This window comes from Bifidobacterium saimiriisciurei (assembly GCF_010667655.1).
Lineage (GTDB): Bacteria > Actinomycetota > Actinomycetes > Actinomycetales > Bifidobacteriaceae > Galliscardovia > Galliscardovia saimiriisciurei.
Genome location: NZ_WHZU01000005.1, coordinates 1 through 24,632 on the forward strand (window position 1 = coordinate 1; position 24,632 = coordinate 24,632).

Sequence of the window (24,632 nt, forward strand, 5' to 3'; positions counted from 1 at the left end):
GGAAAATAACACCACAACACGCCTACTCCCGCAAGGACAAACCCCGGTTATAAACACCACAAAAATTCCTATAGGCCCTGCGACGTGATGCCTCCCCGCCAACTCCCCTCAGTCGGCTAACGCCGACAGCTCCCCTCAATCATGAGGGGAGCCATAGAAAAGACCGCAATCCGACAAAGACTGCGGTCCGGCGTCGTCAGATCTGCGTTTCGATCCAATCGACGATATACGGCGCGACCTCCTCGATCTGGTCGATGGCCACATCGAATTCACGCGGGCCGCCGTACCACGGGTCCACAAGGTCGATCTCGTCCTCACGGCCGGGCTTGGGTGTCGGCAGGTTTGGGTCGAAGCTGCGGTACATGTGCACTTCGGCGCGCTTGCCCGCCGGCAGCTGCCGCAGCAGCGAATGCATGTGCGAGGCCGTCATGGGCAGGAACAGGTCGGTCTCCTCGATTTCCTTGCGCGTGATGCGATGCGCGAAATGGTTCGGGTTCACGACGTATCCGCGTTCACGAAGCACCTTCTGCGCACGACGGTCGATGGGATTGCCGTGCTCCTCGTCGCTGACGGCGCTCGACAGCACCCTCACGCGGTCGTCGAGCCCACGTTCCTCGATAAAGTGCCGGAGGATGATCTCCGCCATGGGGGAACGGCAGATGTTGCCGGTGCAGACGGTCATCACGGTGTACTTGTGCGCGGAATCGCTCATGACTTCCTTTCGTAGTTGACGAAGCGGTAACGCTTGATGCCCTCGGCCTTGGCGGGCTTCATCCAGCCGGTCTGGCCGGCGACCTCCCACAGTCCCGCCTCGACGTAGTCCTTCAGCGGCGGGGCGAACGTGTCGGCGTCGAATTCGGCGTCGATCTCGGTGACGTACGCCTTCGAGGCGAACGGCAACGCCTCCTTGAAGATCTGCGCGCCGCCGATCACCCACAGCTCGTTGCGTTCGATGCCGTCGTCGGGGATGGATTCCTGACGGGCCAGATCGAGCGCGTCCTCGAGATTGTCCATGACCGTGGCGCCGACGGCGCGATAGCGGTCGTCGTGCGAGATGACGATGTTGTCGCGGTTCGGCAGCGGACGGTACTTCTCCCCCAGCGACTCCCACGTCCTGCGGCCCATGATGACCGGATGGGAGATCGTCAGGTCCTTGAATCGCTTGAGATCCTCGGAAAGATGCCAGGGCATGCCGCCCTCGAAGCCAATCGCGCCCTCGCGACCGTCCTTGGAACGGGCCTGTGCCCAGATGAGGTTCACGCGAATCGGACGCAGACCGTCGTCATGCAGGTCCTCGTTCGCCAGCTCCTCCTCGTAACGCCCGGCAGAACCGGGCTTGGGTTCGTGATAGCCGCTGCGGCTACTGTCATGCTCCATTTCGAAGCTCCTTCGATACCATGTTTATCGTGTGTTCGCGGCCGACGGCGGCCGGCAATGCATGCCGGCCGGGCCGCGGCCCCTTCATTTGCGGTCTTACGCATTGTAGACCAAGGTCATAGACCATTCGCCGGCCATCGACGCCGGCGCCGCGTCAGACGGCGACCGGCGCCTTGATGGCCGGATGATGGCGATAGTCGACGATGGTGAAATCGTCGTAATCATAATCGAAGATCGAATCGGCCTTGCGGATGTCGATCCTCGGATACGGATACGGCTCACGGCCGAGCTGTTCGAGCACCTGGTCGATGTGGTTGTCATAGACGTGGCAGTCGCCGCCCGTCCAGACGAATTCGCCGGGCTCGAGGCCGGCCTGCTGCGCCATCATGAGCGTAAGCAGCGAATACGAGGCGATGTTGAACGGCACGCCGAGGAACATGTCGCAGCTGCGCTGGTAGAGCTGGCAGCTCAGCCTGCCGTCGGCCACGTAGAACTGGAAGAGCGCGTGGCATGGCGGCAGCGCCATGTTCTCCACCTCGGCGGGGTTCCATGCCGAGACGATCATGCGACGCGAGTCGGGATGGTGCTTGATGAGGTCCATCACGTTGGCGATCTGGTCGATGGTGCGGTTCGGGTCGTCGGGCGTTGGCGCCGGCCAGCTGCGCCACTGCACGCCGTAGACCGGGCCGAGGTTGCCGTCGGCGTCGGCCCATTCGTCCCAGATGTGCACATTGTGCTCCTGCAGCCAGCGCACGTTGCTGGAGCCCTTGAGGAACCACAGCAGTTCGTAGGCCACACCCTTGAAGTACACGGTCTTGGTGGTGAGCAGCGGGAACGCGTCCTTGAGGTCGAACCGCATCTGCTGGCCGAAAAGGGAGATGGTGCCGGTGCCGGTGCGGTCGGATTTGAGCGTGCCTTCGGTGAGGATCCTGCGCACCAGGTCCTCGTACGGCATGGGGATGTCGGTCTCGGGCCGGGCGGGAATCGCCGCGCGGAGGTCGTCGAGCTGTTCTTGAGTCAAAGCCATGCCCACCAGTCTAGCGGCAGGCCGTGGCGCGACGTCGCCCGTGATGGCGCCCGACGGGGGTCCCGCGACCGTGATTCCTCTGAGCGCTTACCGGCAATGCCCTGCGGTACGGGTTACATTGGTATCGGCAATGATGTCCACCACAAGGAGGAAAAACCATGGGCAAGCGTATTTGGGTCGAGCGCAACAAGGACGGCTCCTGGGACGCCCGTTCGGAGGACGGCGCCCACATCAAGTTCGGCAAGGGCAAGGGCCTGTTCACCCCCGGTGATCTGATGAAGGTGGCTCTGGCGGGCTGCGCCGCGCTGAGCAGCCAGTTCGCCGTGGAACGCGCGCTGGGCGAGGGCGCCGGTGCGACGATCACCGTGGACGGCACCGCCGACGCGAAACACAACGCCTACAGCGACTTCAGCGAGACGGTGGAGATCGACGCCTCCGAGGCCGGTCTGCGCAAGGCGCAGGTCGACGACCTCAAGGAGCGCGTGCGCCGCCACATCGAGAAGGGCTGCACCGTGCAGCACACCTATGAGCGCGAGACCCCGGTGAGCCTCACCATCGACATCAAGGAGTGATGCCCGCTCCCATGCGCATATGAAAAACCTCCCTCGGCCGAGGGAGGTTTTTCATATGGTCCCGCAGGATCCCATGCCAGAATACTAAGCCTTGTGCTCGGGGTCGATGGTGGCCTCGATGTCGTGCACGGTGGCGTCGTCGGCCGTCGGCACGGTGACCTTCTGCACGCCCTCGATGTCGTCGAGCGGCTTGGTCGGCACCTCGGCGGGCGATGCCGGCACGGTGTCGAGACGCGATTCCGCGGCCTCCACGTACTTGCGCGGCACCACGTACACGGGGCTGACCGAATGCTGCAGCAGACCCTGGCTGGTGGAGCCGAGAATCAGACCGGTGAAGCCGCCGCGGCCGCGGGAGCCCACGACGACCACGTCGCTGGCGTGGCTGGCCTCGGTCAGCGCGGTGACGGCCGAGCCGGGCACCACGGACTTGGCGATGACCAGGTCGGGGTACTTCTCCTGGATCGGCGCGATGCGCACGTCGAGATCCTCCAGATAGGATTCCATGATGCTGTTGGCCTCGGTGCCGCCGGAGCCGCCGGACGCGAACATGCCCATGCCGCCGAAGCTCGGCACCGCCGACATCACCGTAAGCTTGGCGCCCCACTGGTGGGCGAAGTTGGCGGCGATGTCCAGGGCCTTGAGACCCCACTTGGATTCGTCGGAGCCGACGACCACCTTGGTGATGGTGTTGTTGAGGTGCATGAGGTTGCCGTCGTCGTCGGTGTACGGCACCACCACGATCGGGCAGTACGCGTAGGCCGGCAGGCTGGAGCTCGTGGTGCCGAGCAGACGTTCGGCCAGGCCGCCCTTGCCGCGGTTGCCGATGACGATGAGGTTGTAGTTGCGCGAAAGCTCGACGAACACGGAGCTCGGGTCGCCGGTGACGATCAGCGTGGCGGCCTCGACGCCCTGCTCGTCCGCGATGGCCTTCGCCTTGGAAAGAATCTCCTGCGCATCGGTGTGCGCCACATTGTCATCCCCCATGGCGGTGTATGTGGCGTCGAATGATACCGCCGCATAGCTGGGCAGCGAGTATGCGCAGACAATCTGCAGAGTCAGGCCGGCGTGCTTGGCGTAGTTTGCCGCCCACCACGTGGCCTTGTAGCTGGCATCCGAACCGTCTACACCTACAAGAATGGCCTTTTCATTGACAGTCATGATGTTCCTCCCTAGTAGGTCGGGGAATCCATGCGCCTGTGCATGGCTCCTACTTGACTAGGATAGCGTCGAAATCGGCAAAACGGGGAACCAACATTCGCGAAACGCGTAACGCCGCGAATACGAGAAAGCGTTCCCTCGACCATGGTCGGGGAACGCTTTCGAATCCTTCTGCGACAGTCGATGCGACCGACATTCGTATGGAACGCCGGAGGCTCGTCAACGTCACATCACGCGGTGGAAGGTGTAGCCGCCGCCACCCATCCAGCCGGGGGTCAGGTCGGAGATGGTCACCTCGGTGAACGTCATGTGGATGATCTTGCCGTTGCCCATGTAGATGGCGGCATGGCCGGGTCGGGCGACGATGTCGCCGGGACGGGCCTCGGATTCGGAGACCGTGGTGCCGAACGTCGTCAGCGCGTGCGAGGAATGCGGCACGGAGATGCCGGCCTTGGCGAAGACGACCTGCACGAAGCCGGAGCAGTCCCAGCCGGTGTTCGGGTCGACGCCGCCGACGACATACGGATGCGGGCCCATGAACGTGACCGCATAGCTCAGCAGTGCGCTGGCGTCGGCGCTTGCCGGCGTGGAGACCGCCGCGGACGAGGAACTTGAAGAAGAAGAGGACGACGAGGACGACGAACGCTCCGCCGCACGGGACACCGCCTCGGCTGCGGCCTTTTCGGCCTCCTGCTGGGCCTTCTTCTCGGCCTCGGCCTTCGCCTTGGCCTCCTTTTCGGCCTTCGATTCGGTCTTCGGAACGTTCAGCGACTCGATGCCGCCGTAGTCGGCCTCGGAGTCGACGTCAATGGATGTGGCTTCCTTCAGCAGTTCGCTGCTGCGGGACTCCTGCCCCTTGAACGAACGGGACGACGTGACGGGCTCATCGGCCTCGGAGGCGCTTGCGGCCGGAACCACAATGGCCGCGGAAAGCATGGTCGTCGCAATGGCTGCGGAAAGCAATGCAATGGATTTATGTGGTGTAATCATCGTCTTCGACCCTAGCAGACACGTCCGAACAAAGACCCATATATGCGAAAACATGAGAAACCCCAGCCGTAAACGACTGGGGTTTCTGCGAAAGCACGGGTTTCGCTCAGAGCGTGCCGCCGCCCATGAAGGACGAACCGATGCCGCGGACCTGAACGCCGCCGCCGGGGGCAGAGTCGACCATCATGCCGTTGCCGAGGTAGATGCCCACATGGCCCGGCGAACGGCCGGCGTAGTGGAAGAAGACCAGATCGCCGTACTTCAGCTGGGAGATGTCGGTGGTCTTGTTGGAGACCATGGCGTAGTACTTCTCGGGCCAGTTGGAGTTGGACGGGTAGCCGAGCGCGAAGTCGACGAGGCCGGAGCAGGTGAACGAGGAAGTGCTCGTGCTTCCGGTCCACACGTAGCCGGAGGGCTGGTATCCGGAGCCGATGACGGCGAGGGCGCGCTTGACGAAGTCGGAGCCGGCCGGAACGGTCACGCTGCCGGCGTCGGCGGTCGACGAGGAGGTGGAGGTCGACGTGGATTCGGAGGTCGAGGTGCGCTCGCTCGAGCGGGACGCCGACTGGGCGGCGGCCTCCTCGGCGGCGGCCTGCTTGGCGGCCTCCTCCTGGGCCTTCTTCTCGGCCTCGGCCTTCGCCTTGGCCTCCTTTTCGGCCTTGGACTCGGTCTTCGGGACGTTCAGGGACTCGATGCCGCCGTAATTGGCGTTGTCCTTGACCTCGACCGACGTGGATTCCTTCAGCAGATCGGCGCTGCGGGACTGCTGTCCCTTGAACGAACGGGACGACGTGACCGGCTCGCTTTCGGAAGCGCCGGCGGCCGGGGCGACAAGCGCCGCGGACATGGTCGTGGCCGCGATCGCAGCGGCAAGAATGGCAATGGATTTACGTGCTTTCATCATCATTTCGAAATCCTACTCATATATCTGGAAAAAACCTGATAACCCCGCCCCCTACTCGGCCGACGACCATAAAGGGGACGGAAATGAAAACGACCCTCGCGCCATGGGCGCGGGGTCGTCGATGACGGTCAGTAATGGATGTACTGGAAGTCGTGAACGTTCTTGAACGTACGGCTGAACGGCTTGCCGTTGTAGGTGGCGCCGCATTCGCTGGTGGTCACGCTGCCGTCGGCGTTGACCTTCTCGACGATGGCCACATGGCCATACTGGGCGCTGGCGCCCTCCTGACCACGCTGGAAGACCATCACATCGCCGACGCGGGGGGTGTTGTCCACCCAGTAGCCATGGGCGCGGGCGGAATCCGCCCACATGGCGCCGTCTCCGAAGTAGGAGCCGACCGGCAGGTTGAGCTGATGACGGCGGGTGTACGCCCACCAGGTGCACTGGGAGAACGCATAGGCGTTGCCGGTGTCGCCGGTGTCGTGGTTGGGGTTGAAGCCGGCGGGAACGGCGTCGCCGTCGCGATCCATGAACGCGGCGACCTTGGCGTTGTTCGCCTTGGACTTCGACATCTGCGAGGCGTCAAGCGAATCGGTGGTGGAGGAAAGGCTCCACTGGGCGGAGTCGCTGGCCGCGGACTGCGTCGTGGCGGAGCGCTCCTCGGAACGGGAGACCTGGGTGGTGGCCGATGCGGCGCCGGCATCGGAGGCCGCCATGGAATCGGCGACCAGCGTGGTGCCGCCCTTGTCGGCGGTGGGAAGATTGGCTGAGTTCGCGGTGGAAGCGTAGGTGAGGCTTCCCGCCGTGGCGGCCAGCAATGCGAAAGCCGAAGCGGTGACGAACTGCTTCTTGTGGGCCTGCTGCCTGGCGGCCTGGCGAATGGCCCTGCGGGTGCGCGGCACGGAGGCGTTCATCGCCTTGGCCACCTCGGGCACGAGGGCCATCGGGGTATTCGCATACACCACGGCGGCGGTATGCGCCGCGCGCATCTCACGTACACGAGCGGTCACAGCGCTGTTGACGCGCTGGGCGCCGCGTGCCTTATGAGCGGCATGTTTCATTACGAATCACTCCTTGGTTGTTCAATACCAAAAAACGATGATAACCAGCGCAGATGACGGCCACAAGCCGTCGACGAAACATTACGCCGTCAAACGTTTCATGAACTTGACATTCTGAATATTAGGTGCTAACAGCATTGCCCCTTGCAGATGAACCTTCCAAAAGGTTAAGAGATTGCAGGGATTTCTCCAAATCGCCCCCGAATATCATCCTTGCGGACGATAGCCGTTCCCCGCCTGTATTTCCAAAGGAAACACCACGTTCACCATATTGTCCAAATTCTCACATTATGAGAAAATACACCGGTCTCACTACGCTGGGGCCCATGATCGACACCGTGAAAATCCCTTCCTCCCTCCTGCCCGAAGACGGCCGTTTCGGCTGCGGGCCCAGCAAGATTCGTCGCAAGCAGATCGCCGCGCTCACCGAGGCCGGCGCCACGCTGCTCGGCACGTCGCACCGACAGCAGCCGGTGAAGCATGTCGTCGCCTCCATCCGCGAGGGCCTGGCACAGTACTTCTCCATCCCCGACGGATACCAGGTCGCCCTCGGCAACGGCGGCGCCAGCGCGTTCTGGGAGATGGCCTGCGCATCGCTCATCGCCCGACGCGGCGCGTTCGGCACCTACGGTTCGTTCAGCGGCAAGTTCGCGGCCAGCGCCGCCAACGCCCCCTTCCTTGAGGACCCGGTGATCTACAAGGCCGACTTCGGCTCATGCGCCCTGCCGAAGTACACCGAGGACGTGGACGTCTACTGCTGGGCCCACAACGAGACCTCCACCGGCGTGATGGCGCCCGTCGAACGCGTCGAGGGCAGCGTGGGGCAGCATGCGCTCACGCTCATCGATGCGACCAGCGGCGCCGGCGGCCTTCCGGTCGACATCTCGCAGACCGACGCCTACTACTTCTCCCCGCAGAAGGTGTTCGGCTCCGACGGCGGTCTGTGGTTCGCCATCCTCTCCCCCGACGCCGTCGAACGCGCCGAACAGGTGGAGCACAGCGCGACGCTCGAGGGCGCCCGGCGCTGGGTGCCGCCGTTCCTCTCGCTCACCAAGGCGCTCGAGAACTCCCGCAAGAACCAGACGCTCAACACCCCGGCCATCGCCACGCTGGTGCTGATGAACGAGCAGGTGACGTGGCTCAACGAGCACGGCGGCCTCAAGTGGGCGACGAAGCGCTGCGCGAAGTCCGCGAACATCCTGTATTCGTGGGCGGAACGTTCCGACTACGCCCATCCGTTCGTCGCGGACAAGTCGATTCGCTCGAACGTGGTGGTCACCATCGACCTCGATGATTCGATCAGCGCGTCGAACGTCGTCGCCGCGCTGCATGCGAACGGCATCGTCGATACGAACGGATACCGCAAGCTGGGCCGCAACCAGCTGCGCATCGGCGTGTTCCCGTCGGTCAAGCCCGGCGACGTCGAAGCGCTGACGTACTGCATCGACTACGTCGTCGACCACATGAAGTGACGGATGCCGGCGGCCCGCATGCGCGGCCGTGCATTCCATATATATAGGCAATATACAGGCGGTCGATGCAGAAACGCCGATTAATGCCGAAACGCTCATATGCCGGTGGAGGCCAACAGCAGGCCGCCGCCGGCATATTGCGTTTCCGGAACCGTGCCACCGCCGCCCGCGACGGGCGGGCCCGCCTCGACCGCGACACGCATCTGGCCGTCTGCGGCGGGAACGAAGACGGCCTCGCCACCGTGCAGCACGACCGTCCGTCCAGCCTCTGACCGCAGATACGCCTCGCCGCCAAGGCATATCGCCACGCGCGGCCGCGCCGGCGTCGAGAAACCGCCGGCGGAGGCCAGCGTGAGCGAGAACTCGCGCAGGGCCTCGGGCCGGTACGCCACCGCATCCGCGCCCAGACGCCGGCGCTCCGCCCGATACGGCGGCGCCGGCATGACGTCGACGTTGCGCAGCACGCTTGGCACGTCGCGATGCTTGACGGTCAGGCCGGCACGCAGGACATTGTCCGAGTTCGTCATGATCTCGGCCGCCAGACCATGGATGTACGCATGCACGGTCCCCGGCGCGATGGCCACGGCCTCGCCGGGGGCCAGCCGTACGGCGTTCATCATCAGCAGGCAGACGACGCAGGGATCGCCCGGAAACGCACGGGCCGCGGCTATGGCATTGTCCAATGCGGCGAGGGCATGACGGTCGGGTGCCCGGCGTTGATCGGAACCCGATGCGGACAGCGACGCACGCGCGGACCGAAGCAGCGAGGTCCAGTTGACGGAGCCGGCCGAAGCACCTTCGGATTCGCCGTACGTAACGGCCGTGGCGAAGGCGCGGAAGACCCGCCGCTGCGTGAGCGACCACGCACGCGCGGCGATGGGCATGAAGACATCAAGACCGGCGTCCTCGGCATCGAGCCTGCCCGACAACGCATCGGCCATACGGCCGGCCAGCGGATGGTCGACCGCCCGCAACAGGCGGATCTGACGGGGCAACGGAGCGAATCCCACCGAGGCGACGAACGGCTCCAACGCCACCACCATCTCGTATTTGTCGACGGTGTCCTTGAACGAGCGGCGCGGCGAGTCCACGGGCACGCCGCGCATCTGCTCGCGGTGGAACCCCGCACGCGCCTCGAAGGCGACCGGATGCACCTGCAACGAAAGCGGCATGTGCACGGCGATGACCTTCATGAGGTACGGCAGCACCGGCCCCCATACGGATGAGACCCGCTCCCCCAGCATCGCCAGCGGCTCGCGGCGAACAAGCCCGTCAAGAGGAATCCCCCCTCCCTCGCCTTCGGGAAGGACCATGGACGACGACTGCCGGTGCCCGCTGAACCACAGCTCCGCCAGAGGACCGTCGACGCCCGCGAAATCGGGGAATATGGCCTGCAGGCGATGCGACGACCCCCATGCGTACCGTTTCGGCACCGGTCGCATCGGCATCATGGGCGTTCCTTCCCTGGCAGGTGCGCCGCCGGTTCCGGCGACGTCATGACCCCATAAGGTTACCCCGAGTTGTAAGGTATTCTCTATGAAATTGGCACCCATCATCGATCCAGGCGCCCGAAAGCCCGGTCCGAAACCGGCTCAGGTGGACCTTCATCGGGTGTTTTTCCTCGGCACGGCGCTGTGGCTCGTGGCCGCGATCGTCTGTCTGGTTCTCGTATTGTGCGGCGTCAACGCCGTGAAGTCGCTGATTGTCTGCGTCGCCGGCATGATCATCGGGGTGCTGCTGCTCACATGGGAGCATTTCAACCGCTGGTACTACCGCCGCCTCGGCAAGTGACGCGGCGCGGCGACGCCGTTGCCGACGTCCGGCGTCGCCACCCCCTGCATCCGTCTATTGCGCCAACGGCAGCGTGAAGGTGAAGGTGCTGCCCTTGCGCGGCGCGCTCCACACCGACACGGAGCCATGGTGCGTAAGCGCCACATGCTTGACGATCGCCAGACCGAGGCCGACGCCGTCCTTGGTGGCCGACGACTGGTTGCCGCCGCGGTAGAAGCGTTCGAAGATGCGGGGCTGATCCTCGCGGGCGATGCCGCAGCCCTGGTCGACCACGCGGATGACGGCGTGCTTGCCGTCCTTGGATTTCGAAACGGCCACGCCGACCGCCGACTTGTTCGGCGAATATTCGACGGCGTTCTCGATGAGCTTGACCACCGCCCCCTGCAACTGCTCGGATTCGGCATGCACCATGAGCGAATCATCGCCGTTGACCACCAGGCGGACGTTCTTCGCCTCGGCGGCGGCACGCATGCCGTCCGCCGCCTGACGCACCTCGGCGAGCAGCCCGACCTCGTTGTCCTTGCCGGGCACGACCTTCTGCTGCGCCTTGATGAGCAGCAGCAGGTCGGCGACGAGATGCCCCATGTGAGCGGCGTACTCACGCACCTGAGACGCCTCCACCATGATGCGGTCGATGTCGACGTCGTCCTGTTCGAGGTCCTCGCCCAGCGTCTCCAATGCCTTCGTGGGCTTGAGCAGCTGCTCGGTGACATTGGCGACGAAGTCCTCACGCACCTGGGCGAAACGCCGCTCCTCACTCACGTCGTCGATAAGCACGACCGTCTTGTCGTCGGCGATCTGGCCGACGGTGACCTTCAGCCAGTTCGGCCGCGACACCGCATTGCCCTCGCCGCGGGCCTCGGAATCCTCGTCGGCGTTAATCACGAACGGGTCGGCGAAGCGTCTGGCGGTCTCGGTGACAAGCTCGCACGACCGCTTGCCGCCGGACTCGCGCACATTGTGAATCGCCGAAAGCACACGGTCGTTCACGATGGACTCGTCGTCCACGATGCCGAGGCGGTATGCCGCCGGACCGGCGATGAGCACCTCGTCGTCGTCATTGACCACGATGGACGTCGACGGCAGCACGGCAAGCAGGCGGATGATCTCATAATCGAGATCGTCGTCGTCATCGTCGTCATCGTCATCGCGACCGGACGGCCTGAATCCGATTCGGGCGCGCCAATGCGCAATCGTATCGGCGTTGATGTACCGTGAAATAAACGGATACGCCCAGTTGTATATTTTGGCGATGATCGCGATGAACGCGATAAGGATCATCACACCGAATACGATGAGTACGATCGTCGAGAAGACATCAGGGCTGCTGTTGGTCACTCCTCCATTGTGACACGAGTTTCGATGCGGAAACGCAGGGTCTTCGCAATGGCGGGAAAACCACGGTACGCTAATCCGTTGGCATAAATGAATATCGAGTGAACACGGGGGTAAACACTCAGCCAATTCAGGGTTTACTCTCCGGGTCGGTTCTGGGCAATCTCCCTCCCTCCCCTAAAATGGGAGAGGTTGCACTCAGACCATATATGGAAAGGCAATGAGAACAATGCGCGTTATTTTCAACGAGGAGCTGAAGCAGGTAGCCGACGACCTCGACCGCATGGCACAGGAAGTGCGTACGGCGATCCTCGGCGCCGGCAAAGCACTGCTCGAGTCTGATGTCGAGGCAGCCCAGAGCGTCATCGATGGCGATTTGGAGATCGACGCCCTGGAAACCAGCGTCATCAACCAGTGCGTGCAACTGCTGGCCAAGCAGAGCCCCGTGGCGACCGACCTCCGCGTCGTCGTCTCCACGCTGCGTCTGGCCTCCACCTTCGAGCGTATGGGCGATCTGGCCCGTCACGTCGCGGAGATCGCACGCCGCACCTACCCGGAGTCCGCTCTGACGCCGGAGACCCGCGAGGTCTTCTCCCAGATGCAGGCCTTCCTCGACGAGACCACCAAGAAGCTGATCACCGCGCTAGACAGCCGCGACGAGAAGCTCGCCGAGCAGCTGATCATCGACGACGACAAGCTCGACGACCTGCATCACGAGGTCTTCGACATCGTCAACGGCGAGAACTGGACCGGCAACACGCAGCAGACCATCGACGTGGTGCTGCTGGGCCGCTTCTACGAGCGTTTCGGTGACCACGCGGTCTCCGTCGCCCGTCGTCTGGTCTACATCGTCTCCGGGTTCGACCCCTCGAAGGCCCCGAAGACCAAGGCCGATTCCTCCGCCAACGACCCGTACCTCGCCGCTCCGGAGAACTGATTTCCCGGACTGCGGCATCCGGTTCGCCGAACCGCAACAACCGCGATATGGAAAATCCCCGTCGGGCATGGGCCCTGCGGGGATTTTCCATATCATTCGCCGTACCGGCACGGCAACGAATGAAAAGAGCCCCGCCGAAATGGAATCGGCGGGGCTCTTCGTCAGAGTTTAATCAGGCCTTCATGGCCGGCAATCACTTGCCCTGGTTGGCGACGGCGGCGGCGCCGGCGGCGGCGGCCTCCGGGTCGAGGTACTCGCCACGCGGCTTGATGGGCTTGAAGTTCTCGTCAAGCTCGTAGACCAGCGGGATGGCGGTCGGGATGTTGACCTTGGCGATCTCCTCTTCGGTCAGGCCGTCGAGCATCTTGACGATGGCGCGAAGGCTGTTGCCGTGGGCGGCGATCAGGACGGTCTTGCCGGACTTGAGCTCGGGGATGATCTCGGACTCCCAGTACGGGGTCACGCGGGCCACGACGTTGGCCAGAGCCTCGGTCTCGGGGACCGGGTCGCCGGCGTAACGCGGGTCGTTGTTCTGGGAGTACTGGTCGTTCGGGTCGATCTCGGGCGGCGGGGTGGCGTAGGAACGGCGCCACAGCATGAACTTCTCGTCGCCGAACTCCTGACGGATCTCGGACTTGTTCTTGCCCTGCAGGGCGCCGTAGTGGCGCTCGTTGAGGTGCCAGCTGCGCTTGACGGGAATCCACAGACGATCGGCGGCGTCAAGGGCGATGTTGGCGGTGTTGATAGCACGACGCAGCAGGGAGGTGAAGACGATGTCCGGAAGGACGTTCTTCTCCTTGAGCAGCTCGCCGCCGCGCTTGGCTTCGGCTTCGCCCTGCTCGGTCAGCGGGACGTCCACCCAGCCGGTGAACTGATTGGTCTTGTTCCATGCGCTCTGTCCGTGACGGAGCAGTACTAGTTTGTAAGTCATAGTTAGCAGTCTAAGCCATTCTTGCGACGAAATTCCACAATCATCCACGCCTGAGCATGACCGGCCGGTGAACTTTTCCACCGACCGTCCTGCCGGCCGCGACGGCACGTCACCAGCCGTCGCCGGCCGCGACGACGTTGAGCGCGACGACGACGGCGAAAACAAGCGTCTGCATGCCGGCGGCCCCCAGCGCACGACCGAAGTCACGGCGGGCGACGGCGCGCAGCATGGCCACCGTCGTCACCGCGAAGGCAAGCCAGGGGACCAGCCCCCACGGCAGCCACGTCATCATCATGACGAGTATGGAGGCCATCCAGTCGACGGCGCAGCACACGGCGAGCGCCGCACGCGAGCCCCGCTCCCCCAGCCGTACGGCCAGTGTGCGTTTGCCGTGCAGCCGGTCGTCGTCGATGTCGCGCATGTTGTTGACCATCAGCAGCATGACCGCGTTGAGGCCGACGCATACGGCGGCGTGGATGCCGGTGCCGCTGATGCCGAACTGGCCCTGACCGAACCAGACCCAGCTCCATTCGGAGCCGTCGCCGGGCGCGGCGAAGTCGATGACGGCGGCGTTCGGGATGCCGAGGCCGTCGAGTGACTGGCAGATGGCGTATTGGGTGCCGAGCGTGGCCACGAGTCCGAAGAACACAAATACGAAGAGCTCGCCGAGACCGGCGTAGCCATAGGGATGCCTGCCGCCGGTGTAGAACCAGCCGGCGAGCAGACATGCGACGCCGACGGCGATGAACCAGTATTGGTGGGAGATGACGGCGACGGCGAGGCCGCAGACGCAGGCGAGCAATGCGAATGCGCCGGCTGCGGCGAGTACGGCCTTCGGCTTTACGCGGCCGGAGGCGACGAGACGCTGCGGCTTGCCGGTGCCGGATTCGTCACCGGCGCGGTGGGCGTCGGTGCCGCGGATGCCGTCGGAGTAGTCGTTGGCGAAGTTGACGGCGATCTGGAGGAACAGCGCGACGCCGGCGCACAGCAGCGTCACGCCGAGGAATCGCGGCAATGCGCCGCCAATGGCATACCAGGGCGTGGCGCAGGGGCCATAGCCGGATTCCATGTCCATCCACACGCCTTCGTCGGCGGCGATGCAGCGCAACCCCCATCCGTCGTATCGGGACAGGACGCTCCATGCCGCGGCGGCGCCGACGACGACCGGCGCGATGGATGCGGGCAGCGTCTTCGGGCGCGTGCCGCGCAGCCAGAGTCGTATGTTCGATATGGTCATGCGTGGCATGTTACCTCCGATGGCTGCGGGAGATGCAAAAAGCTCCCCCTGACAGGGGGGAGCCGAACCGCATAGCCGGACCACCGAGAATGGTCGGCCTTCTTCTCAGCGGATTCCTCTACCGCGTGGCGCCGTAGGAGCGGAAGAACAGCGCCATGAGGCCGATGTAGGCCACGCCGACCGACATGACGAGAATCGCGCCGAGCTGCATGCCCATGGCGTCGGAGGCCAGACCCATGAGCGGCGGGAAGATGGCACCGCCGATGAGGCCGATCATCATGAGGCCGGAGACCTCGTTCTGGCGTTCGGGCAGGTGCAGCAGGCCGGTGGTGAGCATGATGGAGAACACGTTCGCGTTGCCGAGTCCCACGAAGGCGAGGCCCGCATACGCCAGCAACACAGGCATGCCGGCGACGCCGGAGAACAGCAGGAAGCACACGGCGGCAGCGGCCATGAGTCCGCCGCACACGCGCAGCATGGCCTTGCGGCTGAAGCGCTGCAGCAGCACCGAGCCGGAGAGGCAGCCGAGCGTACGGAACGCGAAGTACACGCTGGTGGCGCCGCCTGCGGCCTCGAGGCCGAGCGTGGAATGCTCCATGAGGATCTTCGGGGCGGTGGCGTTGATGCCGACGTCGACGCCGACGTGGCAGACGATGCCGAGGAAACACAGCAGGATGACCGGGTTCTTCAGCAGCGCGAAGCAGCCGGTGATGCTGGTGTGGCCGGTGTCGGGCGCGTTCTCCTTGATGTCGTCGAAACTCAGCATCACGTAGGCGAGCACGGCGACGACCAGGTAGATGGGGTACAGCAGCCACCACTTGCCGAACGTGACGGCGGCCCAGCCGGCGATGAGCGGCGCGATGAACGAGGCGATGGCCTTGACGAACTGCCCGAAGGTGAGCATGCCGGCGAGCTTCTCGTCATGGGCGAGGTTGCCGACGAGCGGGTTGAGCGAGACCTGCATGAACGTGTTGCCGATGCCGAGCAGGCAGAACGAGACGACGATGAACGCGAGCTGCGCGGCCTTGGCGGGGATGATGTAGCCGATGATGGGCAGCAGGCAGCCGAGCGCGGTGATGGCGATGCTCACGAGCACGGTGCGACGGCGCCCGATGCGGTTCATGAGCATGCCGGCCGGCACGGAGAGCACCAGGAACCAGAAGAACACCATGGTGGTGAAGATGTTGCTCACCGAATCGGAGAGCCCGAAGTCGGACTGCACGTAGTTGGACGCGGTGCCGACCAGGTCGACGAAGCCCATCACGAAGAACGACATCATGACGGGGACCAGTACGGCGAAGGGGGCGTTGCCGAGCTTGTCGGCCTCGCCCGCGGCGTTCTGAGGCAGGACTTCCTCGGGAACGGTCTGGGAGGTGCTCATCGGTTACTCTTTTCTAGCGTTGCGCGGCGTTGGGGCCACGACGGGTCTGCGATGCCGGTAGCGCCTTCATGAGCCGGCCCGCAGGAGCAACTGCGGCATATATATGAAGTAACGCCCTTAATCGATTAACGGAGTTTATTTATTGAACGTTCAAACCGCAAATCGTGACACGCTGACGCCGAAGCATGGATGCGCCGGACCGCCCATCGGGTCGCATCACGGCCGCACCTCGGCCACGTCATGCGAGAGACGAGACATCTTCGGAAACGCAAACGAGGCTCCCCATGACGGGGAGCCTCGCATTGAATCGAATCAGGTCGTTGCGGCACGATCCCAAAGACCCGCCGCACGAATCCGCGAAATTACAGCGCCAACGGCTTGACCAGCGGGAAGGTGATGGTCTCGCGGATCGTGGCGCCGGTCAGGGCGATGAGCAGGCGGTCGATGCCCATGCCCATGCCGCCGGCCGGGGGCATGCCCACGCCGAGGGCCTCGAGGAAGTCCTCGTCGATGTCGCAGGCCTCCTCGTCGCCAGCCAGTGCGTCCTTGGCCTGGGCCACGAAGCGCTCGCGCTGCACGACGGGGTCGTTGAGCTCGGAGTAGCCGGTGGCCAGCTCGAAGCCGCGCACGTAGAGGTCCCACTTCTCCACGACGCCGGGCTTGGAGCGGTGGCCCTTGACCAGCGGCGAGGTCTCGACCGGGAAGTCGCGCACGAAGGTGGGCTCGTAGAGCTTGTCCTCGTAGAAGTGCTCCCACAGGTGCTCGACGAGCTTGCCGTGGTTCTCCACGTCGTCGCGTTCGACGCCGAGCTTGTCGGCGATGGCGCCGAGGTGCTCCACGGAGGTGCCGGGGTGCTCGGGGCCGCCGTTGGGCACGATCTCCTCGCCGAGGGCCTCGGAGAGGGAGTCGTACATGCTGATGGTCCTCCATTCGCCGCCGAAGTCGTATTCGGTGCCGTCGAGCAGCGTGACCTTGTGCGAGCCGTAGACGTCCATGGCGGTCTTCTGCACGAGCTCCTTGACGAGGTCGCCGATGGTGTCGTACGTGCCGTACGCCTGGTAGGCCTCGACCATGGTGAACTCGGGGGCGTGCGTGGCGTCGACGCCCTCGTTGCGGAAGTCGCGGTTGATTTCGAACACGCGGTCGATGCCGCCGACGAGGCAGCGCTTGAGGAACAGCTCCGGCGCGATGCGCAGGTAGAGGTCGAGGTCGAACGCGTTCATGTGCGTGGTGAACGGGCGGGCCGCGGCGCCGCCGTGCACGGTCTGCAGCATCGGGGTCTCCACCTCGATGAAGTCGTGGCCGGCGAAGGTGTGGCGCAGCGAGGCGACGGCCTTGGAGCGGTTGCGCACCATGTTGCGGATGTTCTCGTCGGCGATCATGCCGATGTACGGCTTGCGCGTGCGGGTGTCCTCGTTGAGGTCCTTGTGCAGGGCGGGCAGCGGCTGCAGCGCCTTGGACGCGATGGCCCATTCGGTGGCGAACACGGAGAGCTCGCCCGTCTTGGATGCGATCACACGGCCGCGGATGTACAGGTGGTCGCCGAGATCGACAAGCTGCTTGAACTGCTTGAGCGAATCGGCGCCGATCTCGCGCTTGGAGACCATGCCCTGGATCTTGGTGCCGTCGCCGGCGGAGAGCTGCACGAAGCACAGGCCGCCCGCGTTGCGCAGGAACAGCACGCGGCCGGCGATGCCGACCACGTCCTCGGTCTCGTCGCCCGGCTCGAGCTTGCCGTCGTACTTGGCACGCACGGCTTCGATGGTGTCGGTCACATCAAGATGGACCGGGTAGGGCTCCATGCCGTTGTTGAGCATCATGGCGCGCTTGGCGACGCGCATCTGCACCTGCTCGGAGTGGGCGAGCGGGCCGAACTCCTTGTTGGAGGGGTCGACGGCGTCATCGAGGGAGGCGCCGTTCCTCACGCGCTCGGTGATGGCGGCATCCTGCCTGAGGAGCATCTCGGCGCGTTCGACGGTGGTCATACGGGGAGCGGATTCCTGCTCGTTCTCGGCGGAATCAGCGATGGGAGTGTTCTCATTCGACTCAGTCATATCATCACAGTGTAGCGATGCGGCGATACACCGTCCTTCCGTCTGCGAACACCTGAGTTCCGTGATTTCTCCCGATCCGCTACACCCGAATCGGACCCCATTCGACCCGAAAAGCCCCACATGGCCAATGAGAAAACCGCAAAACTCGACCACTCGCGAGCGCGAATCCTTGAAATCATGCGCAACACGCCGATGTTTTGCCATAAATGACGACTCGTGTAATATCTATCGAGGTCTTACGGGCTGTAGCGCAGCTTGGTAGCGCGCTTCGTTCGGGACGAAGAGGCCGCGGGTTCAAATCCCGCCAGCCCGACCAGACAAAAACCCCGCTCATTGCGAGCGGGGTTTTTCATTATCTTCGCAACAGGCATCACGCCATTCGGATACCGGAAATCCGATGTCAGGGAAAAGACGGAAAAGACACCATATACAATCCCGGAAGAGGCATCATGAAGAAGAGTCTTATCGCACTGGCGTTCGGCGCATTCGCCCTCGGCGCCGCGGAGTTCGTGATGATGGGCATCCTCTCGCAGGCGGCCCGCGACATGCACGTCACCATTCCCCAGGCCGGTCATTTCATCTCCGCATACGCCATCGGCGTATGCGTCGGCACGCTCATCCTCGTGTTCGGACGACGCATCCCGCCGAAGCGGCTCATCCTGCTGTTCATGGTGCTGGTCGTCGTCGGCAACGCCATGTCCGCGTTCTCCGTCAACGCCGGAATGCTCGTCGTCGCCCGATTCATCTCCGGCCTGCCGCACGGCGCATTCTTCGGCACGGCCACGCTCATCGCCAAGACCGTCTCCGACAAAGGCAAGGAGGCGCAGTCCGTCTCCGTGATGGTGGCCGGCCAGACCATCGCCAACATGCTCGGCGTGCCCGCCGGCACCATGCTCGGCGAATTCCTCTCCTGGAGGCTTGCATTCGGCGCGCTCGCCGCATGGGCGGCCGTCACCATCGCACTCGCGCTCGCCTGGATTCCGGCGCTGCCCGCCGTGAAGGACGTCGGCCTGGGAGGCCAGTTCGAGTTCCTGCGCAAGCGCGGCCCCTGGCTCATCCTCGCCGCGGTGTTCCTCGGCAATTCCGGCGTGTTCTGCTGGTGGAGCTACGTCTCCCCCTGGCTGACCAACGTCGGCGATTATGCGCCGGGCTCCGTGCCGATGCTCATGATGCTCGCCGGCTTCGGCATGGTCGTCGGCGGACTCGTCGGCGGCAGGATCTGCGATGCATGGCGCTACGCCGGCACCGCCGCGCTCGGTCAGGCCTTCTCCATGATCGGCCTGGTCATCATCTTCTTCGTTTCCGGAGGCCACCTCGGCACCGCCGTCATGACGTTCGTCGTGGCGTTCGGCCTGTTCTTCGTCTCCTCGCCGCAGCAGCTGCTCATGGCCAACGCCGGCAAGGGCGGCGGCGAGCTCATCGGCGGCGCCGCGGTACAGGTCGCGTTCAATTTCGGCAACGCCGTCGGCTCCATCATCGGCGGCGCCGCGCTGAACGCCACCGGCATGGACTACCACTATCCCGCGCTGGCCGGTGCGCCGCTGGCCCTGCTGGCCGTCGTCTGCCTCGCCGTGTATTCGATGCGCCACGAGACCGACACCGGCGCCTACGAACGCATGCGCCGCATCGAGGTGTGACGGAGGATATTGCCCGCGACGATATCGCTGTGGGTAATATCACACGGTTTTCGTGCCCCTCCCCTGTTTCCCGCGTCTGCCGCCATCTAGACTTGACGTGGATATGATTACCCGCTATCGATCACCGAAATCAAGGGGGATGCATGGGCAACGAAGCGTTTGACGTCAACGGTTTCATTCAGGGTCTCGACGCGATCTTCTCCGCGCATGACGCGGCCACGAAGGCCGAGCCGTATCTGCTGGATTCGCTGGCCGAGGCGCGTCGGCTCGCCGACGACGCCGGCCAGCTGACCGTCATCAACGAGCTGCTGGGATTCTACCGTTCGCAGGGCCGCCACGACGACAACCTGCCGCTGGTGAAGGAGTCGCTGGAACTGGCGAAGCGCATGGGGCTCGAGGGCAGCGATGCGTGGGCGACGACGCTCATCAACGCGGCCACGGCCACGCGCGCGGCCGGCAAGTACGACGAGGCCGAGAAACTCTACCGCGAGGCGTTGGAGTCCAGCGAGAAGACGCTGCCGCCGACCGACCGTCGTCTGGCGGCGCTGCACAACAACCTGTCGATTCTCTACAGCGAGACGAACCGTCTGGAGCCTGCAGAGCAGGAACTGCGCAAGGCATTGTCGATCCTTGAATCGTCGAGCGTGAACGTGACCGAGGATGTGGACGTGGCGTCCACGCACACGAATCTCGCCCTGATCCTCATGAACGAGGGACGTGACGACGAGGCCCTCAAGCACGCGGCCGAGGCGCTGCGCATCTACAAGCGCGGCCATCTGGAGAACAGCGCGCACTTCGCGTCGGCGCTGGCCGGCTACGCGCAGGCCTGCTTCCACGCCGGCGACCTGGCGAACGCGGTGCGCGCCTACCGCAAGTCGCTGTCCGTGATCGAGGAATGCTACGGCCACAACGACTACTACACAATCACGAAGGAGAATCTCGACAGCGTCGAGGCCGCCGCCGCCAAGGCCGGCGCCGCCGTGCCGGACGACGACGGCTCCGATTTCTGGGATGACGAGAGCTCGCGGTTCGCCGACGATTCGGCGACCGCGACGAAGCTGGCGGGCGCGGCGCAGTCGTTCGACTGGCATGTGGACCAGGAGCGTCAGGCGATGACGTCGTCGGCCGCGCAGGCCGGCGCCGGCGCGACCGCGTCCGGCACGCCAACGTCGTCGGCCGCGGCTCCGGCCGCACCGGCCGCCAAACCCGTCGCCACGGCCCGTCCGGCCATCACCGGACTGAAGCTGGCGAAGGAATACTGGAAGAACTGCGGCAAGCCGATGATCGCCGACCGCTATCCGGAGTACAAGGGCCGCATCGCCGCCGGTCTGGTCGGCCACGGTTCGGAATGCTACGGATTCGACGACGAGATCTCGCAGGACCACGACTTCGGCCCACGCTTCTGCATGTGGCTGACCGACGAGGACTACGCGAAGATCGGCGAGCAGCTGCAGCACGACTACGAGACGCTGCTGCCGAAGGAGTTCATGGGCTTTACGGTGAAGGGCGCCGATTCGGCGACGCCGCGCGCGCAGGGGGCGTCACGCCGCGAGGGCGCGTTCTCCATCGGCGACTTCTTCGAGGGCATCACCGGCTATCGCGAGGCGCCCGGCGACGACCCCGCCAAGGCGCACGAGTGGCTGATGCTCGACGAGGCGACGCTGGCCGCCGCCACCAACGGTCAGATCTTCGCCGATCCTCTGGGCGCGTTCTCCAAGACCCGGCAGGGTTTCAAGGACATGCCCGACGACGTGCGCATCGCGTTGCTCTCGCGGCGCATCGGCATGATCTCGCAGGCCGGGCAGTACAACTTCCCGCGCATGATCAAGCGCGGCGACGGCGCGGCCGCATGGCTGTCCATCGAGGAGTTCGTCAAGGCGGTCTCGTCGTTCGTATATCTCATCAATGAGCCGATCACCGTGGGATACCTACCGTATTACAAGTGGCAGTTCGCCGCGCTGCGCAAGCTGTGCCGCGGACCGGTCACGCGCATGGACGATGCAGCCGGGCAGCTGGAGACGCTGCTGCGGCTCTCCTCGGCGGCCTGCTTCGGCGGCGCCGGATTCGGCGAGGGCGGCAAGGGCGCGGGCCCGGTCGTCAGGCAGGTGACGGAGGTCATCGACCATCTGTGCGCCGAGGTACTTACGGAGCTGCGCCGCGACGGACTGACCCGCAGCGACGAGACGTTCCTCGAATGGCAGCGCCCGTACGTGGAGGAGCACATCGCCAACCCCTGGCTCAAGAGCCTGTAGAACGAACCATCCGTAACATCCAGACAAGGAAAGACATGTCCGAGACCAACGCAACCCACGAAAGCGCCGACCATACGCTCACCAGCACGCTGTGGTACGACGAGCAGAGCGACATCAACGAGCAGGCGCATAAGGCCGAGCTCATCGTCCGCCACGAATGGAACCAGTTCCAGGAGGTCAACAACCAGGGAGGCCGCGCCAACTGCCAGGGCAACTGGCCGACGTTCCATCAGATGCGCATCAGCCAGTTCCTCACCTGGCGCATCGACCTGCTCGACAGCTACGCGCAGGACCTCGACGACGCCGACAAGGAAGGCCGCAACCTGCTGACCGAGAAGTACGCGCGCATGATGGAATCCACCGAGCCGGAACGCTACCACAAGGAGCTCGAACCCTCGCTGCCGAAGCTCGACCATGAGCGCGTGGAGGCGCAGGAGGCCGTCATCAAACAACAGGTCGAATGGGCGCGCGAGTTCCGCGAGCGCTACCCCAAGCTCGGCGAGGCGATGCGCGTGCTGACCACCGATCAGGACGAAATCGGCACGACGTCGTTCGAGACGTATCTGCGCGGCGAGCTCGGCACGTATTCCGACCGCACGTTCCACAAGTACGCGCTGATGATCATCGACCTGCGCAACGCTGGCGTGAACATCACCGAGCAGACCATCGCCACGACGGTGATCCTCGGCGGCTTCGACGGTCTTGACGAGGCCGAGGCCGCGCAGTAGTCACGCGGCAGTCGCCACGCGTCTGTTTGCATCCGGACTAACGGACACGACGGACACAGCACGAACCGAATCCATACGGGCCGGGACCGGTATCATACGGTCCCGGCCCGATGCGTCCGACGGACTATGGGTGCGAAACGGCAGAATCGTCCCGGCCGATAGGGTTTTCCTATATGTGGAATAGGTATTCACTTGGGAGGCAATCTGACCTATGATGAGACTGTTCTCACCAATCAGAGCGTTGCCGCCCTTCCCCGCGATTACGTCACGACCATGAAGACCATGGCACAGGTGTACGTGCACGAGCGGGTGCGACGGCGAGGCTCCCGACATGCTAAGGAGCATGATGCTGAACAACGAATATCTCAAGCGCGTCTACGATCAGGTGGAGCAGCGCGATGGTGACCAGCCGGAGTTCCTGCAGGCCGTTCGCGAGGTCTTCGAATCCCTCGAGCCGGTCGTCGAGAAGCACCCCGAATACGAGAAGAACGGCGTTCTCGAGCGCATCGTCGAGCCCGAGCGCATCGTCAAGTTCCGTGTCGCCTGGGTCGACGACGAGGGCAAGGTGCAGGTGAACCGCGGCTACCGTGTTCAGTTCAACTCCGCCATCGGACCGTACAAGGGCGGCCTGCGCTTCCACCCGACCGTGAACGAGGGCGTCATCAAGTTCCTCGGCTTCGAGCAGATCCTGAAGAACAGCCTGACCACGCTGCCGATGGGCGGCGGCAAGGGCGGCTCCGACTTCAACCCGAAGGGCAAGTCCGACGGCGAGGTCATGCGCTTCTGCCAGGCCTTCATGACCGAGCTGTGCCGTCACATCGGCCAGTTCACCGACGTTCCGGCCGGCGACATCAACGTGGGCGGCCGCGAGATCGGCTACCTGTTCGGCCAGTACAAGCGCATCCGCGACGAATACTCCGGCGTGCTCACCGGCAAGGGCCTGGAGTTCGGCGGCTCGCTCGCCCGCACCGAGGCCACCGGCTACGGCGTGTGCTACTACACGCAGGAGGCCCTGCGCGTGCTGAAGAACGATTCGTTCGAGGGCAAGACCGTCGTGATCTCCGGCTCCGGCAACGTGGCCATCTACGCCGCGCAGAAGGCCGAACAGCTGGGCGCCAAGGTCGTGACCGTCTCCGACTCCAACGGCTACGTGTACGATCCGAACGGCATCAACGTCGACGTGGTCAAGCAGATCAAGGAGGTCGAGCGCGGCCGCATCAAGGAGTACGCCGAGCGTGTGCCGGGCGCCGAATACCACGAGGGCTGCTCCGGCGTGTGGACCGTGAAGTGCGACATCGCCCTGCCGTGCGCCACCCAGAACGAGATCGATGAGGAGTCCGCCAAGGCCCTCGTCGCCAACGGCGTGCAGGCCGTGGTCGAAGGCGCCAACATGCCGTCGACCCCGGAGGCCATCGCCGTCTACCAGGACGCCGGCCTGCTGTACGGCCCGGCCAAGGCCGCGAACGCCGGCGGCGTCGCCGTCTCCGGCCTCGAGATGAGCCAGAACAGCTACCGTCTGAGCTGGACCTTCGATGAGGTCGACGCCAAGCTGAAGAACATCATGGAGACCATCGTCGCCGAGTCCCTGGCCGCCGCCAAGGAATACGGCCACGAGGGCGACCTCATGCTCGGCGCCAACGCCGCCGGCTTCGTCAAGGTCGCCAACGCCATGGTCGCCCAGGGCGTTCTGTAATCGGCACTGCCGTGCTGTGATCAACGCATCCATCATCGTTCGGTGATCGTCAAGCCGTCCTCGTAAGACGACCCGGTGATTTCCGACGATTACGG

The 24,632-nt window shown here is 64.5% G+C and carries 21 protein-coding genes and 1 tRNA gene; 9 read left to right on the forward strand and 13 right to left on the reverse strand.

What is annotated here, in order from left to right; genetic code table 11:
- Window positions 1-196: 196 nt before the first annotated feature.
- The 3 genes from GFD18_RS03945 to GFD18_RS03955 all read right to left on the reverse strand — a co-directional run bounded on the left by GFD18_RS03945 (window position 197) and on the right by GFD18_RS03955 (window position 2,332).
- Window positions 197-712, reverse strand: coding sequence for a low molecular weight protein-tyrosine-phosphatase (locus GFD18_RS03945; protein ID WP_163198187.1), 516 nt, complete (start codon window positions 710-712; stop codon window positions 197-199).
- Window positions 709-1,377 carry a dihydrofolate reductase gene (locus GFD18_RS03950; RefSeq protein WP_163198189.1) on the reverse strand — a complete coding sequence of 223 codons (669 nt, stop codon included), beginning with the start codon at window positions 1,375-1,377 and terminating at the stop codon, window positions 709-711. The genes GFD18_RS03945 and GFD18_RS03950 overlap by 4 nt, the downstream gene beginning before the upstream one ends.
- A 154-nt stretch (window positions 1,378-1,531) precedes the next feature.
- Window positions 1,532-2,332, reverse strand: coding sequence for a thymidylate synthase (locus GFD18_RS03955; protein WP_225432888.1), 801 nt, complete (start codon window positions 2,330-2,332; stop codon window positions 1,532-1,534).
- Window positions 2,333-2,562: 230 nt separating this feature from the next.
- Here GFD18_RS03955 and GFD18_RS03960 point away from each other — a divergent pair, with 230 nt between their 5' ends.
- Entirely contained in the window at window positions 2,563-2,976 is a 414-nt protein-coding gene (locus tag GFD18_RS03960; RefSeq protein WP_163198193.1) for an OsmC family protein, read from the forward strand.
- An 84-nt stretch (window positions 2,977-3,060) separates the two neighbouring features.
- Here GFD18_RS03960 and GFD18_RS03965 read toward each other — a convergent pair whose 3' ends face one another.
- The 4 genes from GFD18_RS03965 to GFD18_RS03980 all read right to left on the reverse strand — a co-directional run bounded on the left by GFD18_RS03965 (window position 3,061) and on the right by GFD18_RS03980 (window position 7,089).
- A complete protein-coding gene (locus tag GFD18_RS03965; protein WP_100510031.1) occupies window positions 3,061-4,134 on the reverse strand; it encodes a universal stress protein in 1,074 nt (357 codons plus the stop codon).
- A gap of 225 nt (window positions 4,135-4,359) precedes the next feature.
- Entirely contained in the window at window positions 4,360-5,124 is a 765-nt protein-coding gene (locus GFD18_RS03970; RefSeq protein ID WP_163198195.1) for a C40 family peptidase, read from the reverse strand.
- A gap of 106 nt (window positions 5,125-5,230) precedes the next feature.
- Window positions 5,231-6,031 (reverse strand): NlpC/P60 family protein, encoded by an 801-nt coding sequence (locus tag GFD18_RS03975; RefSeq protein WP_163198197.1) that lies wholly within the window; start codon window positions 6,029-6,031, stop codon window positions 5,231-5,233.
- A 125-nt stretch (window positions 6,032-6,156) separates the two neighbouring features.
- Window positions 6,157-7,089, reverse strand: a complete 933-nt coding sequence (locus GFD18_RS03980) for a CHAP domain-containing protein (protein WP_163198199.1) — start codon at window positions 7,087-7,089, stop codon at window positions 6,157-6,159.
- Window positions 7,090-7,415: 326 nt separating this feature from the next.
- On the opposite strand from GFD18_RS03980, the gene serC reads away from it, so the two are divergent.
- A complete protein-coding gene (gene serC / locus GFD18_RS03985) occupies window positions 7,416-8,561 on the forward strand; it encodes a phosphoserine transaminase (RefSeq protein WP_163198201.1) in 1,146 nt (381 codons plus the stop codon).
- Window positions 8,562-8,656: 95 nt separating this feature from the next.
- Here the strand turns inward: serC and manA are convergent, their stop codons facing one another.
- On the reverse strand, window positions 8,657-10,012 hold the full coding sequence (gene manA, locus GFD18_RS03990) for a mannose-6-phosphate isomerase, class I (protein WP_163198202.1): 1,356 nt from the start codon (window positions 10,010-10,012) through the stop codon (window positions 8,657-8,659).
- Between the two features lie 85 nt (window positions 10,013-10,097).
- Here manA and GFD18_RS03995 point away from each other — a divergent pair, with 85 nt between their 5' ends.
- Window positions 10,098-10,352: a DUF2530 domain-containing protein gene (locus tag GFD18_RS03995; protein WP_163198203.1), complete on the forward strand. Its 255-nt coding sequence runs from the start codon at window positions 10,098-10,100 to the stop codon at window positions 10,350-10,352.
- 54 nt (window positions 10,353-10,406) lie between these two features.
- On the opposite strand, the gene GFD18_RS04000 is transcribed toward GFD18_RS03995, so the two are convergent.
- Complete coding sequence (locus GFD18_RS04000; RefSeq protein WP_318644312.1) at window positions 10,407-11,690, reverse strand: sensor histidine kinase; 1,284 nt, start codon at window positions 11,688-11,690, stop codon at window positions 10,407-10,409.
- Window positions 11,691-11,916: 226 nt separating this feature from the next.
- Here GFD18_RS04000 and phoU point away from each other — a divergent pair, with 226 nt between their 5' ends.
- Window positions 11,917-12,624 carry a phosphate signaling complex protein PhoU gene (gene phoU / locus GFD18_RS04005; RefSeq protein ID WP_163198910.1) on the forward strand — a complete coding sequence of 236 codons (708 nt, stop codon included), beginning with the start codon at window positions 11,917-11,919 and terminating at the stop codon, window positions 12,622-12,624.
- Window positions 12,625-12,817: 193 nt separating this feature from the next.
- Here phoU and GFD18_RS04010 read toward each other — a convergent pair whose 3' ends face one another.
- The 4 genes from GFD18_RS04010 to lysS form a co-directional block, all read right to left on the reverse strand.
- On the reverse strand, window positions 12,818-13,555 hold the full coding sequence (locus tag GFD18_RS04010; RefSeq protein WP_100510039.1) for a phosphoglyceromutase: 738 nt from the start codon (window positions 13,553-13,555) through the stop codon (window positions 12,818-12,820).
- Between the two features lie 109 nt (window positions 13,556-13,664).
- Window positions 13,665-14,792 (reverse strand): 1,4-dihydroxy-2-naphthoate octaprenyltransferase, encoded by a 1,128-nt coding sequence (menA, locus tag GFD18_RS04015; protein WP_163198204.1) that lies wholly within the window; start codon window positions 14,790-14,792, stop codon window positions 13,665-13,667.
- A gap of 118 nt (window positions 14,793-14,910) precedes the next feature.
- Window positions 14,911-16,173 (reverse strand): MFS transporter, encoded by a 1,263-nt coding sequence (locus GFD18_RS04020; RefSeq protein ID WP_163198205.1) that lies wholly within the window; start codon window positions 16,171-16,173, stop codon window positions 14,911-14,913.
- Window positions 16,174-16,535: 362 nt separating this feature from the next.
- A complete protein-coding gene (gene lysS, locus GFD18_RS04025; RefSeq protein ID WP_163198206.1) occupies window positions 16,536-18,227 on the reverse strand; it encodes a lysine--tRNA ligase in 1,692 nt (563 codons plus the stop codon).
- Between the two features lie 239 nt (window positions 18,228-18,466).
- Here lysS and GFD18_RS04030 point away from each other — a divergent pair.
- From GFD18_RS04030 to gdhA, 5 genes are all read left to right on the forward strand, one after another.
- A tRNA-Pro gene (locus tag GFD18_RS04030) sits at window positions 18,467-18,543 on the forward strand.
- Between the two features lie 133 nt (window positions 18,544-18,676).
- A complete protein-coding gene (locus GFD18_RS04035) occupies window positions 18,677-19,864 on the forward strand; it encodes an MFS transporter (RefSeq protein WP_163198207.1) in 1,188 nt (395 codons plus the stop codon).
- A gap of 143 nt (window positions 19,865-20,007) precedes the next feature.
- Window positions 20,008-22,116 (forward strand): DUF4037 domain-containing protein, encoded by a 2,109-nt coding sequence (locus tag GFD18_RS04040; protein ID WP_163198208.1) that lies wholly within the window; start codon window positions 20,008-20,010, stop codon window positions 22,114-22,116.
- 35 nt (window positions 22,117-22,151) lie between these two features.
- Window positions 22,152-22,844: a DUF4125 family protein gene (locus GFD18_RS04045; protein ID WP_163198209.1), complete on the forward strand. Its 693-nt coding sequence runs from the start codon at window positions 22,152-22,154 to the stop codon at window positions 22,842-22,844.
- A gap of 346 nt (window positions 22,845-23,190) precedes the next feature.
- On the forward strand, window positions 23,191-24,537 hold the full coding sequence (gdhA, locus tag GFD18_RS04050) for an NADP-specific glutamate dehydrogenase (protein ID WP_163198210.1): 1,347 nt from the start codon (window positions 23,191-23,193) through the stop codon (window positions 24,535-24,537).
- Window positions 24,538-24,632 lie beyond the last annotated feature (95 nt).